The organism is Cytobacillus massiliigabonensis, assembly GCF_900199725.1.
In the GTDB taxonomy this organism is placed as follows: Bacteria; Bacillota; Bacilli; order Bacillales; family Cytobacillaceae; genus Cytobacillus; species Cytobacillus massiliigabonensis.
The window spans coordinates 999,967-1,017,018 of record NZ_LT904902.1; the positions used below are offsets into that span (position 1 = coordinate 999,967).

At 33.8% G+C, this 17,052-nt stretch carries 18 protein-coding genes; 6 read left to right on the top strand and 12 right to left on the bottom strand.

The features are described 5' to 3' along the window. Nucleotides 1–424 precede the first annotated feature (424 nt). Complete coding sequence (locus C1726_RS05385; protein ID WP_102272225.1) at nucleotides 425–958, top strand: GNAT family N-acetyltransferase; 534 nt, start codon at nucleotides 425–427, stop codon at nucleotides 956–958. A 763-nt stretch (nucleotides 959–1,721) separates the two neighbouring features. Here C1726_RS05385 and C1726_RS05390 read toward each other — a convergent pair. Then, nucleotides 1,722–2,282, bottom strand: a complete 561-nt coding sequence (locus C1726_RS05390) for a dihydrofolate reductase family protein (protein ID WP_102272226.1) — start codon at nucleotides 2,280–2,282, stop codon at nucleotides 1,722–1,724. Between the two features lie 284 nt (nucleotides 2,283–2,566). Between C1726_RS05390 and C1726_RS05395 the strand changes: the two genes are divergently transcribed. Further along, entirely contained in the window at nucleotides 2,567–3,076 is a 510-nt protein-coding gene (locus tag C1726_RS05395; protein WP_102272227.1) for a DinB family protein, read from the top strand. A gap of 513 nt (nucleotides 3,077–3,589) precedes the next feature. Here the strand turns inward: C1726_RS05395 and C1726_RS05400 are convergent. From C1726_RS05400 to C1726_RS05420, 5 genes are all read right to left on the bottom strand, one after another. Next, nucleotides 3,590–4,000, bottom strand: coding sequence for a hypothetical protein (locus C1726_RS05400; protein ID WP_102272378.1), 411 nt, complete (start codon nucleotides 3,998–4,000; stop codon nucleotides 3,590–3,592). Nucleotides 4,001–4,458: 458 nt separating this feature from the next. Beyond that, nucleotides 4,459–5,397, bottom strand: coding sequence for a DNA/RNA non-specific endonuclease (locus C1726_RS05405; protein ID WP_102272228.1), 939 nt, complete (start codon nucleotides 5,395–5,397; stop codon nucleotides 4,459–4,461). A gap of 279 nt (nucleotides 5,398–5,676) precedes the next feature. Further along, on the bottom strand, nucleotides 5,677–6,330 hold the full coding sequence (locus tag C1726_RS05410) for a hypothetical protein (RefSeq protein WP_102272229.1): 654 nt from the start codon (nucleotides 6,328–6,330) through the stop codon (nucleotides 5,677–5,679). Between the two features lie 73 nt (nucleotides 6,331–6,403). Next, nucleotides 6,404–7,024 (bottom strand): hypothetical protein, encoded by a 621-nt coding sequence (locus C1726_RS05415; RefSeq protein ID WP_102272230.1) that lies wholly within the window; start codon nucleotides 7,022–7,024, stop codon nucleotides 6,404–6,406. Nucleotides 7,025–7,057: 33 nt separating this feature from the next. Continuing rightward, nucleotides 7,058–7,609 carry a GNAT family N-acetyltransferase gene (locus C1726_RS05420; RefSeq protein ID WP_102272231.1) on the bottom strand — a complete coding sequence of 184 codons (552 nt, stop codon included), beginning with the start codon at nucleotides 7,607–7,609 and terminating at the stop codon, nucleotides 7,058–7,060. Nucleotides 7,610–8,054: 445 nt separating this feature from the next. Between C1726_RS05420 and arr the strand changes: the two genes are divergently transcribed. Beyond that, nucleotides 8,055–8,471 carry an NAD(+)--rifampin ADP-ribosyltransferase gene (gene arr / locus C1726_RS05425; RefSeq protein ID WP_102272232.1) on the top strand — a complete coding sequence of 139 codons (417 nt, stop codon included), beginning with the start codon at nucleotides 8,055–8,057 and terminating at the stop codon, nucleotides 8,469–8,471. A 189-nt stretch (nucleotides 8,472–8,660) separates the two neighbouring features. Here the strand turns inward: arr and C1726_RS05430 are convergent, their stop codons facing one another. The 4 genes from C1726_RS05430 to C1726_RS05445 form a co-directional block, all read right to left on the bottom strand. After that, a complete protein-coding gene (locus C1726_RS05430) occupies nucleotides 8,661–9,242 on the bottom strand; it encodes a GNAT family N-acetyltransferase (protein WP_102272233.1) in 582 nt (193 codons plus the stop codon). Nucleotides 9,243–9,557: 315 nt separating this feature from the next. After that, the gene (locus tag C1726_RS05435) at nucleotides 9,558–10,316 is read right to left on the bottom strand and encodes a hypothetical protein (RefSeq protein ID WP_235822703.1); all 759 of its coding nucleotides are present in this window, start codon (nucleotides 10,314–10,316) and stop codon (nucleotides 9,558–9,560) included. 600 nt (nucleotides 10,317–10,916) lie between these two features. Further along, a complete protein-coding gene (locus C1726_RS05440) occupies nucleotides 10,917–11,432 on the bottom strand; it encodes a DinB family protein (protein WP_102272234.1) in 516 nt (171 codons plus the stop codon). Between the two features lie 228 nt (nucleotides 11,433–11,660). Continuing rightward, entirely contained in the window at nucleotides 11,661–12,359 is a 699-nt protein-coding gene (locus C1726_RS05445) for an MBL fold metallo-hydrolase (RefSeq protein ID WP_102272235.1), read from the bottom strand. 384 nt (nucleotides 12,360–12,743) lie between these two features. Here C1726_RS05445 and C1726_RS05450 point away from each other — a divergent pair, with 384 nt between their 5' ends. Together C1726_RS05450 and C1726_RS05455 are read left to right on the top strand one after the other, a co-directional pair. Then, nucleotides 12,744–13,658 (top strand): helix-turn-helix transcriptional regulator, encoded by a 915-nt coding sequence (locus tag C1726_RS05450; protein ID WP_102272236.1) that lies wholly within the window; start codon nucleotides 12,744–12,746, stop codon nucleotides 13,656–13,658. Nucleotides 13,659–13,736: 78 nt separating this feature from the next. After that, the gene (locus C1726_RS05455; RefSeq protein WP_102272237.1) at nucleotides 13,737–14,237 is read left to right on the top strand and encodes a DinB family protein; all 501 of its coding nucleotides are present in this window, start codon (nucleotides 13,737–13,739) and stop codon (nucleotides 14,235–14,237) included. An 87-nt stretch (nucleotides 14,238–14,324) separates the two neighbouring features. On the opposite strand, the gene C1726_RS05460 is transcribed toward C1726_RS05455, so the two are convergent. Then, nucleotides 14,325–15,347 (bottom strand): DUF3231 family protein, encoded by a 1,023-nt coding sequence (locus tag C1726_RS05460; RefSeq protein WP_102272380.1) that lies wholly within the window; start codon nucleotides 15,345–15,347, stop codon nucleotides 14,325–14,327. 390 nt (nucleotides 15,348–15,737) lie between these two features. Here C1726_RS05460 and catA point away from each other — a divergent pair, with 390 nt between their 5' ends. Further along, nucleotides 15,738–16,388 carry a type A chloramphenicol O-acetyltransferase gene (catA, locus tag C1726_RS05465; protein ID WP_102272238.1) on the top strand — a complete coding sequence of 217 codons (651 nt, stop codon included), beginning with the start codon at nucleotides 15,738–15,740 and terminating at the stop codon, nucleotides 16,386–16,388. A 118-nt stretch (nucleotides 16,389–16,506) separates the two neighbouring features. On the opposite strand, the gene C1726_RS05470 is transcribed toward catA, so the two are convergent. Beyond that, nucleotides 16,507–17,007, bottom strand: a complete 501-nt coding sequence (locus tag C1726_RS05470) for a GNAT family N-acetyltransferase (protein WP_102272239.1) — start codon at nucleotides 17,005–17,007, stop codon at nucleotides 16,507–16,509. Nucleotides 17,008–17,052 lie beyond the last annotated feature (45 nt).

Below are 17,052 nucleotides of genomic sequence, written 5' to 3' on the forward strand. Positions count from 1 at the left end.
ATCATTACAAGCTCTTCCACATCTCGAATCTTTATCCCCTTTCAATATCTCCAATATATTTATATTAACAGGGAGAAAGAATCTTCGCAAAAATATATTTTTTTGATTTAACTAACTCGTTCTTATTACTCGACTAAATGGACCTTTTCATGAAGAAAGACGCTACCCTTATTTCAGAAAAGAGCCCTAATTAATTAACATTTCTTTGGTTAATACTCACAATAATCCGAGTACATCCATTGCCTTGCGATGGGCAAATGATGAGAATTGAGTATAAAATGAATTTGTATCGTTTTTAAGAAGATGTACCGTTTATAATAAACTTATACTATTTATAAAAGATTCATGGTTCAATTCTTTGGATTGAACCATATGAATCAGTAAAATAAAAACAGTACATTACGGTTTTATGGAGGGGATTATTATGGAGCTTGCTGGAGCGAATTTATTACTATCAATGGTATCAATCAAAGATTTAGATTTTGTTTGCAGGATAGAATGCGATAGAAATTTATGGTACTTTGAAGAATATGTAGAATCAGATAAAAATGTTGTACGTGAAGAGTACATACAAAAGATTGAAGAAAAAGAAAAACCAACAAGTTACGATTTTATTGTAACTGTAGCTTCGGATAAGAATAAAGTTCCGATTGGTTTAGCTCAAATATGGATCAATAGTGAATATAGAAAGAGCTGGGAGATTGGTTTTGCAATACTTCCAGAATACAGGGGAAAAGGTTACGGAAGTGAAGCTGCTAAGCTACTATTGCAATTTGCTTTTAAAAAATTAGAAGCACATAAAGTAGTTGGTATGTGTAATTCAAATAATATAAGCTCTGCCGTTTTGATGGAGCATATTGGTATGAGAAGAGAAGCTATTTTTAAAGAAGAACTTTTTTGGCAAAATAAGTGGGTTGACCAATACTATTTTTCTATCCTTAAAAAAGAGTTTTTATAAATGTGCTAGTTCACATAGATGTCTCATCTTGTCTAATCCAAAACACACAACGGTTATCACCTTTTATGAAACACTCACCCCTTGGAATCTTAACAACATCGCCAAGGATCTGTAGAACATACCCAATTCCATTTCTATTGCCAGTGCATGCTATCGCGGTTTTGCAAATTGTGCAATGATTCTCCACAAATCACATCGGTTAGTTCTAAAAATAGAGTTGGGTTGTTTATTTATAAAAAGATAATAAAGTTTATCTACTTCTGCAATTCTTTCATCATTATCGTCGGAATATAATAGAAAATGCTTTAAAATCACTAGTCATCACCCATTGATAATTTTTATTAGCGAACCAATGGTATCATCCTTATGAACATATTGAAAATATGCTAACCCTTTTGTAGTTTCTATCTCAAATACATCTCCAATTTTTAATCTCACCATAGTTCTTATTCACCTTACCACAAATATTTATCAAAGTGCTTATTCAACTATTCTGCTTCGTTAGTTTAAGTACATCCCTTCACACTCTTACATAAATATCCATTTTTATCCAAAGTCTTATTCCATTAAATGGCCCTTTTCATGAAGAAAGACGCTTTCCTTATTTCAGAAAAGCGCCCTATTCTTGAATACCTACATGACTTGTATTAGCTAGTTTGTTTTAAAGGGGTAAAAATAGCATTCGTCGATTTTTAGAGCACATCCATATCTCACCGTTAAAAAGGAAGACTGAATTATTCCTCTCTCAATATAATAGTTTACTTTACTTGTATATAATCCTGTATTTTGGCAAAATAACCCCATTGTTATATTTTTTTAGGTCCATTAGTTCTAATTGAATCTGCTTTTTACTCGAACCAAAAAGTGAAATACCTTCTCCAATCATGACAGGATTGACCTTTAGTATAAGAGTGTCGATCAATTCGTGGTCCAGGAGTGAACCAGCCAGTTGACCACCACCACACAGCCAAATTTTTTGATTTACTGCCTGTTTTAAAGTATTGACAAACTCAATTGCGTTTTCTTTTACAAACTCCACTTCCTCATTTGACTCAATATTCAATTTACTCGAGAAAACATAATGCTTAAGATCGGGATTTGCAAACTTTGCGAGTGGCCATGGTTCACCTGGTTTCATTCCATCCTGTAATCCGAGCTCGTATGATTTTCCTCCCATTAAAGCAATTCCATATTCTCTAATATCGGATAAAAAGTCAGGTCCGTGGTCACCTTCATAAAGAAAAATCGAATCATCTGCAATGTAATTTGGATCTGCAATATATCCATCGGCCGTAGTTGCGACATGATAAATCAATTCAGCCATTTAGTCATCCCTCCAAGAAAATGAATTACCTAATTAATTCTATAAACCAGTTTCATTTCCTTTTCTTATTAATCAACTTGTCCCGTTAACTCAATAAGCTTTATTCCATTAAATGGTCCTTTTCATGGAGAAAGACGCTTTCTTATTTCAGAAAAGCGCCCATTTGTTGAATAACGTTTTCCAAATGCGGGAAGGAAATTAAATATCAAATAAAGGAAATGTCTTCTTGAAAGTCGAATATTAGCCTAGAACCATAATGAACTATTCCGATGAGGAGGATTCTTGTGCGTCCACGACCATTATTTATTGAAAATCCAGAGCATAATAGGTATGTTAGTCTTGTGCCAGATGGAGATATTGTAGAAATACTTAGTAAGCAACGAACTAAGACCATTACCCTTTTAAGCAGCGTATCAGAGGAGTCAGCAAGAAAGGCGTACGCACCAGGAAAATGGACACTAAAAGAAGTGATTGGGCATATGACCGACTCGGAACGTGTGATGTCGTATCGAATGCTTGCCATTGCACGAAATGAAAGTGCACCACTCCCAGCAATGGATCAGGATCAATACGTTTCTGCGGCAAACTTCAACAAATTATCCTGGGAGCAGTTAATAGCTGGTTTAGACACGGTACGCTCCAACACGTTAAGCCTTATTTCAACCATTGATGATGCAGCGTGGGTTCGTAATGGAACTGTAATGAACAGGCCAGTTTCGTTAAGTACCATTGCATATGGCATCGCCGGGCACGAGTTACACCATATGAAAGTGATTAGTGATAAATACTTATAAGTCTATTTCTATTAATGAAAAAACCTAATTTCTCATTTAATGCTGAAAAATTAGGTTTTTTCATATTGAAACTTCCTTAGCGTTGTCAATCCGCATTTTCCTGACGTTACCCTTAATTTAACATAAATTTCCTATTCCCCTTTAATTTATTATTCAATTATATGGCCCTTTTCTTGAATAACCTCGCTGAATTTAGTCATCCGTTTCTTTTCCTAACTCTCTTCGAATTGCCAATTGTGCTGTAGAGGTATATGCAAAATCGGACCAACATGACTTATCACTAGGATAAGGGCTTATTAAAATCTCTATAATATCCCATTGGGATAGAGAAGCTGAAACGGGATGGATTTTTCCGTTAATCCGTAACAGCTGCCATATACTTCGCTTTCTTAGGATCTGCTGCAAAAGAAAAATCGATTGTAATTGCTCCATTCGGTAAATGTATAACATCCAACTTAGGGGTAAACACAGTTATTTGTTCCCCAAGCAGCTCATAAGAAACAGAGTAAAAAATTACTTATGTTGGTAATCTAATACTTCTACCTTAAAGCCGTGACTACATCCAATTTTAGGACTATCACAAGATGGAGATACTCTTACTTTAACCAAGTCATCTTTATATTGAAATGGATTATCGTTACTATTAGGAACTTGAATTCTTAAGGAAATATCATAAGAATGATTGTTGTTATAAACAATATTAACAATCCTCCGCTGCTGCCAGCCAAAACCAGACGCTTCTTTTCCTCCATACTCTTTTATTACCCTTTTATCAATAGCTGGAAATATAATATCTCGAATAATATCTTCGGGTGTAACATACCAGTCTTCTGCATAAGGTTTAATTTCCTTTGGCTCTGGGGGTTTAGCATTAACCAAGTTATCTGGGGCAAATATTAATAAAATAGTAAAGAGAACAATCATATTCTTCAAGATGCTCACTCCCATAAAATTTTTTACAGATAGTTTTCGCACTTTCAATTAATATAATCCACAACCACCAATCCGCATCTACAAACCAAGCTGTTTCTATTGCTCAAATAAGACTAAAATAAATCATTTTAATGAGCAAACTACCTACCCATTACTTCAATAAGCAAAGAGCAATCCCTTGCTTATTCAAGGATTGCCCCATTGGTTAAATTTCTGCCACAAGCTACTCAATGACGAATTCCATATTCCAACCAAGTGAGGGAATGGAATTCAGCTAACCTGCCACGTTACTTTAAGTACAAGATTCCACAATCTGGTCCTTAAGATAAAAAAAAGCGTAATTCTTGCTTCAGAATCACGCTCGATAGTTGAAATGGTTAGTGAAAAATAATTATATTTTCACCATTTAAATTTTGATAATATGACCATTCATTTATAGTTTTAGGGGCTTACTCCCCCACCATCCCATCATTGTCATTATCACGCATATAAGGGTATAACCAATGGTCACTCGTTATAGGCATACTGAAACCTGCATCTTTTGCTTCTTTAATTGTCACCTGTCCATTCCCATTCGTATCAACACTAGAAATATCACCGCTTTTGCTTGAACTAGTTGAGTTAGAAGGCTTGTTCTCTGTTAAACCGAGTGTTGCGTTGACTTCATCAGGGTTCACATTGTCGAATGAATCAACAACCTTGTTGCCTCTTAGAGTATAGGTATACTGATAATGTGAAGGAATTTGCGTTTCCGTATTTGGATATGTGATAATCGCCTCAAAATTAGTGGCTCCACCTGCTTTGCGGATCGCATCTTCCATATAAGCCTGATCCCCATGTCGGTTAAGCGTACTTTCTTGTGGAGTAATATTGTAAGCATTGGATACCCCTCCGAGAGAATCTGCAATGATATGTCCTTCATCTAAATCTGTTCTTTCCACACCAGGAACTTTTGCTTCATCAGAGTAGTATCTGCCAGACGATGTTACAGGTTCGTTACGGTCATCTTGTAGAATGATTTCATCAGCAATGACACGGACAAGTTGCCCGTATTCATTCGTAAATGCCCAATATTCACGGTCCCCATAACCAATGTCAACGACGGCGTTAGGTTCACGATATCCTGACAAATCACCGCCATCAACTTCAATAAGTTTATATCCTGAGAACTGTTCACTATTTGACTGAGCTGGTGTTTCCTCTCCTACTGGTTCATCAACGACCGTAGTGCTAGTTTCTTCTTTTTCGCTATTTTTATTTGTATTAACTGCGGTTACTTCTTGTGGATCTGTTTTTTCATCTGTAATGGATGCATCTTCTACGTTGGTACAACCAACTATTAAAATGGTCGTTAAAAGTATGATTAAATAGTTTATTTTCTTTTTCATTTTAGGGCTCTCCTATGATAGTTTCATATGCTGTGCTAAAAATCTCGTATATTCACATAGATTAACATTGTTAACCTACTAATAATAGTATATTTCAAAATCAACTTTATTACAGTAGATACTTTGTTCCAAGTGTGCATTAATGGCAACTCGAAATCATGCAGCTAATCTATGATATCCATCGCGACAATATTTAGTTTCATAATTATGGGAGTAACCCTCGCTTTTCATGTTTATATAAGGACACTGTTGATTTTTAGACAACAAAAGGGAATCCCTCTATTTAGAGAGATTCCCCTTTTTTAGTGTTCCTACCCAAACATCACCAACATTAACCTTATAATGAACGTCATTTGCATAGCTGAGTTTGATTCTTTCGGTTTCATAAGATTTATTTCTTATCTCATTTACCTCAGCTTCAGTCCTTAGCCCTGATTCTAAATCTTCTATCAGTTCTTCTTCCGAATACTTTTCAGCATGAATGTGGGCTTCCCAATCAAATAAGGCTAATTGATCTTTTAATGATTCAAATTTATGAAATGGAAATCTTTTTATCATAGGATGTTTGTCAAAGGTATCATTGTAAGTATTCAAACAGTCTCCGTACGAAACAACAATTTGGGAGCTTATAAAGTCAGGTTCAAACAACCAAATTTTTAGATAAAAATCCTCCGTTTCATTATCCATTTTTTCATGCCAATTTAAATATATATCAATTATATCGCTTAATAATAAACGATTATACCAATTGGGTGGGTTTGTGCGTACTAGAGAATAAAAGGGATGAATCCATAACTTTGCATAATCTCTTTGATACTCTCGCATGTTTTCCATATCTAAGTTAAAAACATTTTGTCTCCATCTTATAATTTTCCTCTTGTGCCGTTTCCAGCCTCGAATTTTCTTCTTTTTAGAGTAATAAAATTCTTTCATTCACACACATCCCCTTAACATTTGAGGAAACTTATATGCAGCTATTCGTGTAGCAAACTGTTATATTTCTGGTTCAACCAAAAATTAAACTAAATATCCGTTCGTACGCATCATAAATTTTATTTGCCTCTTCATGTTGTTTGAACTCTTCTCGATATTGACCAACAAATAAATCTAATTCACGAAGATCCATAAAAATATTTACCATAACTTTTGGAATTTCTCCCCACGAATAAATCTCATCGATTATATCGGATAATTCATGATAGATTCTTTCAAATTGCTGTTCATCCATTCCTTTGCCACTTTGAAGTTTTTTAAAAAAGTTTCCGTTTTCATTGATTTTCTCAATCAACCCGGCAATCACTCTGGCTTTTTCGGGTTCTATTTCCCCCTTTTCTTTCGTACATCTTCGAATCAGCTTTTTCGTATTTTCGGCTGCTTTCTTAATACGGACCGATTCTTCATCCCCATATATGAATGAAAAGTTGTACAGTTCATCGTATAGTCCAACTAAAGTATGGACGACTTCTCCCGGTAAACTTGTACGGCTCTCCCATTCATCGGCACAGACGGTGAGTGTCTTAACTAACTTTTCGTACTCCTTTTCATGGAAACCATTTCCCATTCGAAGCTCTACAAGTAAATTTATTTCTGAACGTTCAAAGATATCTATTAGCTCTTTGTCTTTCACAATTTCACTCTCCTAGGAAACAGCCACAGTTTTTTATTTCCACTCTCTCTTTAATAGAGAAAAAGAATAGTGATCATAATATTTCCCTCTTAACAAATGCTTGTCCCTATAAATGCCTTCATTTTTAAATCCAAGATCTTCTAATAATTTTATAGAATTTTTGTTATTTAAAGCGACATATGCATTGATCCTATTCAGCCTCATATTACTAAAACCACTTTCTATTGCTGATATCAATGCTTCTTTCATATATCCCTGTCCCCAAAATTCATACAATAAATCATAACCTATCTCAGCTATATTATTGGTTCGATCCCACAAGTCATAGCCACAAGTACCAATCTGTTCATTGCTATCTTTCTTTACTAAAACCCATCTATTATGTCCTCTTTTTTCTGGCTTTGAATTCCACTCAATAAATTCAATTGCTTCTTCTTTTTTCTTAAATATTTCTTCATCGTAAAGAAATTCACACACTTTTTCATCGCTAAAAAGTTTAAAAATAAAATCTATATCCTCACTATTTACATTTCTTAATTTTAATCTTCTAGTTTCTAGTTCAGGAAAAAATTTTTGATCAATCATTATGTTCCCCCTTTGCAAAATAAATTGTTTTAAATAAATTATCTTTTTTGGCATAAACATACAAATTCAAGATGAGCGATCAATTTCCTTTCTTCTTCTGCAATCTGACCCTCTACATAAAGAAAGAACGTAATTCTTCTGTAGAATTACGCCCGATAATGGAATACATTTATATTTTTAGCTAAAGCTTTACGTTACTGCTCATTACGTGCCTTAACAATTATGTTATTCTGTTTGATAAAACACTGAATGACATTCCGTAAAATCGTTAGCCATCAGAAGCGTAGATTGCAAAGAAAAATGTAAAAAATAAGTAATGGCCGTTCGATACCATTCTCTCTACTTTCATTATACCATTATTTTCAAGTTATTTATAGACTGTTCTTTTTGTCATTTCGATACTATACTCTTAAATACAAATCTAAAAATATTGAGGTGTATTCGTATGAACGCCAAAAAAGATGTCTTAGATAATGGTCCTTTTTTTCATGGAACTAAAGCAGAACTGAAAATTGGAGATTTATTAGTACCACAACATTTATCAAATTACCAGGATAAAAAATCTAACTATATATATTTTACTGCGACATTAGATGCTGCTAAATGGGGTGCTGAATTAGCAAGATCCAAATCAAAGGAAAGAATTTATATTGTAGAACCATTAGGTGATTTTGAAAATGATCCGAACTTAACGGACAAAAGATTTCCTGGAAACCCAACACGTTCTTATAGGTCTAAATCTCCTTTGAAAATAATTGCCGAATTAAGTTCATGGGAAAGACATTCCGATGAAGAAATAAATCATATGCTTACATCTTTAAAAAAGTTAAGTGAACAAGGAAAAAATGTAATATTCGATTAATCCTTAAAATCTATAAAGTCATGGCCAAAGAAAACCAAAAATCAATTTGTGTTTACAATTGGTTTTTGGTTTATTTTAGCTATGCCCCACCCCTATCCCTTTCAACAATCTGCCCCTTTTCATGAGGAAAGAGCGAATTCTTGCTGCAGAATTGCGCCCTTTTGTGGAGTAAAAATTCCTACGTTATGGCTATAAATATTTTTCAAAACAAACGCACTGGTGAATACGTTTATTATTTGTTTTATATTGTTCAATGTCTTCCCCAACGTAGTGGGTGAAAGCATTTACTAAGTATAGGTTTGGCATGTTATTTTGAATTCGTTGATTCATTTCATCTCCTTCAAAATAAATATGATAGTAGGAATCAACGATATTGAAATTCATTTTTTTATACCAGTTTTGAACCCAAAGATCATCCCGTGTCCAAGCCTCCAGACGATTTAATCCTATTTTCTTTGCTTTATTTTCAGCTGCATATAGTAATTGTTGTCCGATTCCTTGTCGAGAAAAATCAGGATGTACTGCAATATGCCAAATCATTCCACCTAATCCTTCTCCCCTAGAACAAACCGTTCGTTCCTCTTTTTCGTATTCAACATCAATTAGTCCAACGATTTGACCATCTAATTCCGCGACAAGCTCAATTGTTGGATTTTCATAATGTTCTTTCTTATTTAATACATGATCAAAATATGCAGTCTGTAAAAATGCAAGTGTTCGGCATCTCACCCATCCCAGCTCATCCTTAACCTTATAGTCTCTAATAATCACTTTTTTCCTCCTGATTTTAGGGACCACGTAGTTTTTAGGGGAAATTATACGTTCGTCCCTTAAAATAAATGCACCCCGTAACGCTTCTTCGTCATGTTCATAATACAACTCCTCCTTCCATTTGTTATTATTTGTATTCTACCAGACTATTTATATATAACATACTATTCTAAAGATTAATTCCCATGTTCTATACAATTGCCTAAGTGTGATCATATATTAAACATCGATCTTCAACTAAACTGCCCCTTTAGTGAAAAAGAAACAGCGATTCCTCAATATTAAAGAATCGCAATCATTAATTGACCGAAAAGGTTATGATGCAAGAAGTGGCGGAAACCCAGCCCGGCTCCATAACCATAATGGAGTATGTACATCAATTGGCGCTAATCCACTTCCAGCTAGTGCTGATTCCCAAGCAGCAGCAACCGCTTGTCTATCATCTGCTCCGCCATTTAAAACTTCCTCCGTACATAAACCTAATTTAACTGTAGCTTTTAAAATGTGTGTATCTGGTGCAATCGTAATCAATTCACGAGATCTCCAAGAAACGTTTGTATAACTTTCCAAAACATATAGCCAATAATTAAAAATTTTCGGTCCTGAGAGATAAGGAAACTCTGATTTTCTTGTTCCTTGCATCATTGCCTTTAGAGGAGCTATGTCAGATTGGACAAACTCAACCAATCCTTGCACATCTCCTTTTTCCGAAGAATCCACAATGCCTTTGGCTACACGTTGCCAAATTTCTGGATGACGGTTTGGTTGCAATCCTACACGATGAAGAAGTAATGCTTCTCGAAGTTGCTCTATATTACTATTAGCTGCAAGTGTCGGGTCAAAAATCCATTTGGTATTTGAATCTTGATATGCTTTTACAACAGATTCCCATAACGTGTATGAATTTCTCTGATAATTTAACGCCATTGCCAAAGTTAAAACATTCATCATTTCTTCTTCGGTAACAACACCAATCAAAACATCTTCAGGCATTATTTCTCCGCCTAGAAGTCCACTTTTATGCATGTGTACTAAAGTATTTACACTTTTTAAAAAGGCAGCATTATTTCTCACTAAGTATCCCCCAAAACCTATATTTTCTTAATTCATTCTCTAAAGAATGATAGACTCCTTCTTCCACTAAACTTTCACAAAATTCCATACTATCATTCCTATAAGTATACATTTCTTATTTTCTTCCTTCATTAAATGGTCCTGTTAGTTAACAATACAAAACCTATCGTTAATTAACCAGGGAAAGTAAAATAAGCGGAGAATATCCGGTTATTTACTGAATGAAGCACGTTTTTCGATAAATAAGGGGAGTTTTTCCGCTTATATAAAGCAATAGCCTCCATTTTCACGATTTTCGAGTCAATAAGGGTAATTTCTCCGTCTATTATGGATTTTTTCAATACTTTTTACCAAATAAGCGGAATTCTTCCGTCTATTTCATGAGATTGTATGCTTAACCTGATTCCCCAACCTTACAGACAAGCATTTGACTAAAAACTTATTTATTTATGATACGTTCCCCACTATTAATGCTAAATTTACATCCTCAACCATCTGGCCCTTTTCTGGAATAAGAAAAAATCCTGAATGAACACAGGATTTTTTAACTAAGTATGAAATTTTCATCAAAAAGTTTGAATCCATTTTATGCTTTAGAATTTAGTGCTTCACATCTAAAAGTAATTTTATCTCTTTTATTTGTTCTATGTGCCGCTGTTCATGCAAATATATCTGTTCGATCCATTGATCAAGAGGTAATTCACCTAAGGCAGGATGCTTCACTGATTTTTCTTTCAATATGGCCTTATCTTCAATAGTACTTAGAAACGCCAGCAATTTTTCCCTCGAATCATTTAACAAATCAATTAGTTGCGGAACTTCGAATGGTGCTGCATCTGGATCAACGATTTTTGGAGCTTTAATCTTTTTCGTTCTATCCAATAATGTTAAGTGAATATTTTTCCGTTCTGTGCTAGTACGATCATTGCCTTTTAATCCCCATGCAATAGCCTTTATAGATGCCTCTTCTACTAAAACTAAGTGATGGCAAACTTGTGCGATACTCCACATATCCATATCAGGCTTCCTATTAAATTCAGTATCACTTAATAAAGTAATTTCCTTTACTAGATTATTTCTCGTTTCATACAGATTGTCATTTACTAGTTCATTCATGATCATTCCCCCTTCATCAGATTACTATTCTGCTTTTATTAATATTATAAGTGCTGCTTTAAAATAAAGTTTGATTAAAACAGGATCATTCAATGGAAGGTACTCGACATTTTTTATAAAAAAGATAGATCATTTATTTTAGAAAAGCACTTTATAATGGAGTAACTATAAATAAGTTAATCTTAATTTAATTAAAACATCCGTTAAGTGAGTAAGAGTTTCGTTTAACTATTCAAACTCAAGCAACTCAGAAATAAATTCATTTACTTTACCTTTTAAAACTACGCCGTGTCCCGTACATAAATACTCAACATCGTATTTGGCAATTTTTTTTAACCCTTCGATAAATAAATTAAAATTGTGCTGTTCTCTCATTTCCACGTTTTGAGACCATTCTAAAACAAACTGCTTATATTTTTCCCTTTCCTTAACACCTGTATCAACAACATTCCCGCTCAATTGTTCTCCAAAAAAACAGATATGGTCTCCGCAAAATAACACTTTGCTTCCACGATGATATAGTAAAACAGAACCTTTAGTATGGTGTCCAATGAGAACACATTCTAAATCATTAAAAATTGGACCGTTATCTGGAAGTTTCCTATTTAATTTGTTTCTACTGTTTTCTGGAATTAACTCTAAATCCTGATTATGAATATAGCCTTCAATATCACTTAAATACTGAATTGCACCAATATGGTCTTTGTGGCCGTGTGTGGCAATAAAATGAGTTATATTACTTTTGGAAATTCCTATCCTTTCTAGTGCAGAAAACAGGAAGTGAGAATGTTCTTCCTTCCCTGAATCAATAAGAATAATATTATTATGCTCAATCAATAGATAGCAGTTATTATAAGAGTTCCAAGATTGATCCCACACTAAAAAGGCATATATATTTTTAGCAACTTGTTCCAAATATGTTTTCACTTTATTCCCCCCATAATTTACAATTTTTATATATTTATTTCGCTCGATTCTTAATTAATACCTTCTTCCACCATAATTAAAGTATCTGTCACCAAACTAAATTCTAATAGAATTTCAGAAAAGATTCATCCTATTGTCATGTATAATATGTATCTCGTTACTTTAAACCTTTAATGATTTTTTATTTCAAATAAATGAATTAGCAGTTACACTATGTACACATATTCATTATAGGAAGGATACATAAAAAATTGGCAGGCAAGAATTTCATTAGGGTTAAAACAAAGCTGGATAAATTAATTAGAAATGCCAAAGAAAATAAAAGGTACGGTCAGTGGAATGACAAAGGCAGCTTAATTAATGATTGAGGGAGGGAAATGAGAATTGAAATTAGAACGTTTGATATCCATCATATTCAAGCTCCTAAATAATGAAATTTTGTCAGCTTCTAGTTTAGCTGATGAATTCCAAGTATCATCACGGACCATTTATAGAGACATCGACACTATTTGTGCTGCCGGAATTCCAGTCGTTTCTTATCAAGGGACTAACGGAGGTTTCGGTATCATAAAAGGATACAAATTTGATAAAAGCTTAATAGGTTCCTATGACATATTAAATCTAATCACTGTATTAAGCAGTTTATCGCGTATTTTTGAAGATAAGGAAGTTGAACAAACAATAGAAAGATTAAAAACGCTGGATACAAGCTGCAGCAATAGTTCTTTATTAGTTAACTTAGAAAGCCATAAAACAGAACCGGCATCATTAATTGATCTGCGAAAAGCTATACAGGAAAAAAGGGTCATCCGCTTTGATTATGTAAGTAAAAAAAATGAATTTACATCACGTGAATTAGAACCTGTTCACCTTCATTATAAGTTTCGCAGCTGGTATATATATGGTTATTGCAGAGAACGTCAGAATTATAGAGAATTTAGAGTATCACGTATGCTGAATATCATTCTGACACAAGAAAAATTTCTGCAAACTCACGAAATGAAAGGTGATTCTTCTTATTCAGATTTTGATCTAGAGGGATTTGAGGATGTAGTTATCCAGGTGAATCCTAATTCCTTAGCAGAAGTATTGGACCAATTCCAAAATTCATCTAAGGTCTTTAACAGTGATGGAAGTATGACACTGACAATTTCTGTTTACCAGCCGCTGTATGCTGGATGGCTAAAATCTATTCTTTTAAGCTTTGGCAGCGGGGTTAAAGTTTTAAAGCCAGTGGAACTGCAAACCATTTTATTAGATGAAGCAAAAAAAATAATGAAAATTTATAAAGATGTATGACAAACTGCTGTCATATATCTTTTTTTATAATACAAATATCAACTGTTACAAAAACAGAATTTAAGGAGTAGATGTTAAATGAACCATGCAAAAAATATGTATAATTACCATGTTTGGGCTAATAAGGTGTTACTTAAAAGAATAAAAGAACTACCAAGTAATGTCCTATATGAAGAGGTTAGCAGTTCATATCCAACGATCGCTCTAACGTTTAGTCACATGTATGTGGTAGATGTTATGTGGTTAGAGGTACTTAAAGGAATGGAAATGCAAGAAGCCTTAGCAATTTCTATCGCTCTCCAAGAAAAGTCTAATTTATATTCCACAGATGAGTTTATTAAATCTTATGAGGAATTAGCTTCACAGTATATAGATTGGATTGATAATCAAAACGATTTAGAACAAAGGATTCATTTGAATAATCCTTGGACTGGTGCTAGAGAAACGGCTTACTCAGAAATGTTATTTCATGTTGCCAATCATGGTACGTATCATCGGGGGAACATAGCGACTATGTTAAGACAACTTGGGTACGCTTCAACAATGAATGACTTCGCTTTATATTGGTACCAGAGTTAAAACAAAACAGTTCAAGAAGGCAGAGACAAAAAAGCCGATTCCTTAAATTCAGGATTTCGGCTTTTTACGTTAGCTTTACTTATTCATTTAATAATCACTATATACGGCACTTGGCGGCTGTTCAAACCAGCCTTTCTCAATCATAATTTTTGCTGCATCTTGAACAAAATTGGCATTTTTCAATAATGCATTACTATGCTTTAGGGCTATATCATGTCTTCCATTGACAGCTGCCGCATTTCCAAAAGATCTTAACTTAATTGTAAACATATCCATCTTATGAAAAAGCATTAACTTATCTGAAAACGGAGAGAAAGTAGATGTTGTTACTAAGTCATTAAGAAGAGATGGGGCTGGCAAATTTTCTTTTTCTAACATTTTCATATCTTTTTCAATATTTTTTTGGGTAATCTCTTCTCCTCTTTCAAATAACTTTCGAATCTCTTCGTCCCTTACTACTTGAGCAAATGCTGTGATTAATGCCCTGCTCGTTGTATTATTTTCAATAATATCGTAAAAATGAGTAATTTCTAACGCATGCATTGGTCGTACATCCCCAAAGAATCCATTTAAAAAATCCTTATGGACATATGTTACTTTTTCCGGAATTGGTATTAATGGAGGCTTAATGATCAGCCCTTTATACATTAATATTTCTTTAATTTGACCCATTAAATCCATAGTTGAATCCATACAGTATCTGAAAAATTCTTCTACATCTTTCCTATATACTAGTGGAAAAGCAACGTTGTAAATGCTCATTCCTGCCTTTGCCGTATATTTTAAATAATGCACATAAAATTCATCCTGAAATAAACGAGGTGCTTGAATATTTACATCAGCTTCCGTAAAACCATGAGGAACAGGGAAGTTCTCTTTCGTGAAAATATCGGTAATTATTTTCAAAAATTCCTCACTTAGCAATAATGCATTTTCCAATAAAGCTTTAATATACTCATCTTCAACATGATGCAGATAATAACTCAATATGCATTTCCCCATACTGTTTCCCATATAGGTAGCCCAAAGTTTCCCTAATTCTGTCGATGTTAGTTTTTCAGTCGTGCTGGTTTTATCTGTATGTAATTTTATAGGCTTAATCTTTTGCATGATACAACCTTCATTCCTTTTTTTCATAGTATTTCCTGCTCATTCGATTACATGTACAAAGATTGTGTTTATAAAGTTTGGAGAGCAATATGAAGCCGGCTGCGGTCACTGGATGATAAAGACGAGTGGATCGATCAAATCTAGAAGCACAATTACTGGGGGTTTCTAATAGCAGCAGAATCATTGAAACAATATTTTACTAAATGCTTCGATAGTTTATGTACATATCTTTATAAACCACCATACTATCATTACATGAGTATTTAATTTTTCTCGAAATTCTTGTTATACTTGATTTATTCTAAGTAAAGGAATGTTGCTGATGAAAAAAGCTGACAAATTAGCCTTCTAAAATTATCTAGTTTTTTAATTTTAGGAGGCGAATGAAAGATGGAATTTAATAAAATTGATATAAATAATTGGGAACGAAAAGAAATTTTCAATCATTTCTTAAACCAACAAACGAGCTTTAGCATCACTAGAAACATTGATATTACTGAACTATATAAAGTGACAAAAGAAAAAGGATATAAATTCTATCCTGTATTCATCTTTTTAGTTACGCATGTAGTAAATTCACATAAAAATTTTAGAATGAACTTTAATTCAGATGGAGAGTTTGGATACTGGGATAAGCTAATTCCTTTGTATACGATCTTTGATAAGACATCAGAGTTGTTTTCAGCTATTTCTACTAATACAGATGAAGATTTTAAAAAGTTTTATGACAACTACGTTTCCGATGCTGAACGATACAATGGTACAGGAAAAATGTTTCCTAAAACACCGATCCCTGAAAATGTCGTTAACATTTCTATGATTCCATGGACTCCCTTTACTGGTTTTAACTTAAACTTGAATAATAACCCAAACTACTTTTTACCAATAGTGACTGCAGGTGGATTCATTTATCAAAACAGTGACATTAACTTGCCTTTATCCTTACAGGTTCATCATTCTGTCTGTGATGGGTACCATGCAGCTCTTTTTATGGATAAAATTCAGACTCTTGCTGATAACCCCCAAGGGTGGCTTGAATAAATAGAAAAAGAAACACCGGCTAATCATTTAGTCGGTGTTTTTACTAAACTGCGTTGTTACTTGAAGAAAAAAGCGATCTTCGTTATTGAAGAATCGCACCCTTTAGTTCAATAACGATTTAATATAGCTTGGACATATAATATTGATCTAAAATTTTCCCCTTTACTATAATAGAATTTCTCTTTACTCCTTCTACTTCAAAACCCATTTTCTTATATAGTGCAATACCTGCAACATTTTCAATAACTACTGTAAGTTCTATACGTAAAATATTATTCGTTCTAGCCCATCGATCTAAGCTTTGAAATAGCTTTGTTCCTATTCCACGTCCAGTGTATTCTTCCAATATCCCAATAATGACATAAGCTGTGTGTTTTGTTCTGATTGTATCGCCGCCAATGACAGCTAAATAACCGACTAATAGGCTGTCTTCGTTCTCAGCAACAAATATGGCTGAGTTTTTCTTTTTCCCTATTTGCTCTACCCATTTCTTTGTTTGTTCAGGAGTCCCCTTTCTTTCTCCAGGCTCCATAAGCATATATTCTGCTTCGTTTTCAACTTGCTTCATAAGTTCAGCAAAGGTATAAGCATCAGCCATTTTTATCTCTCTAATTAACATTCAAGTTCCCCTCCAAAACATATTTAATTATAAAAAGCCTATCAT

What these genes read in the sequence shown, in the direction of transcription:
- C1726_RS05385 (WP_102272225.1), top strand. Translation starts at nt 425, where the DNA reads ATGGAGCTTGCTGGAGCGAATTTATTACTATCAATGGTATCAATCAAA.
- C1726_RS05390 (WP_102272226.1), bottom strand. Translation starts at nt 2,282, where the DNA reads ATGGCTGAATTGATTTATCATGTCGCAACTACGGCCGATGGATATATT.
- C1726_RS05400 (WP_102272378.1), bottom strand. Translation starts at nt 4,000, where the DNA reads ATGATTGTTCTCTTTACTATTTTATTAATATTTGCCCCAGATAACTTG.
- C1726_RS05405 (WP_102272228.1), bottom strand. Translation starts at nt 5,397, where the DNA reads ATGAAAAAGAAAATAAACTATTTAATCATACTTTTAACGACCATTTTA.
- C1726_RS05410 (WP_102272229.1), bottom strand. Translation starts at nt 6,330, where the DNA reads ATGAAAGAATTTTATTACTCTAAAAAGAAGAAAATTCGAGGCTGGAAA.
- C1726_RS05420 (WP_102272231.1), bottom strand. Translation starts at nt 7,609, where the DNA reads ATGATTGATCAAAAATTTTTTCCTGAACTAGAAACTAGAAGATTAAAA.
- arr (WP_102272232.1), top strand. Translation starts at nt 8,055, where the DNA reads ATGAACGCCAAAAAAGATGTCTTAGATAATGGTCCTTTTTTTCATGGA.
- C1726_RS05440 (WP_102272234.1), bottom strand. Translation starts at nt 11,432, where the DNA reads ATGAATGAACTAGTAAATGACAATCTGTATGAAACGAGAAATAATCTA.
- C1726_RS05455 (WP_102272237.1), top strand. Translation starts at nt 13,737, where the DNA reads ATGAACCATGCAAAAAATATGTATAATTACCATGTTTGGGCTAATAAG.
- C1726_RS05460 (WP_102272380.1), bottom strand. Translation starts at nt 15,347, where the DNA reads ATGCAAAAGATTAAGCCTATAAAATTACATACAGATAAAACCAGCACG.
- catA (WP_102272238.1), top strand. Translation starts at nt 15,738, where the DNA reads ATGGAATTTAATAAAATTGATATAAATAATTGGGAACGAAAAGAAATT.
- C1726_RS05470 (WP_102272239.1), bottom strand. Translation starts at nt 17,007, where the DNA reads ATGTTAATTAGAGAGATAAAAATGGCTGATGCTTATACCTTTGCTGAA.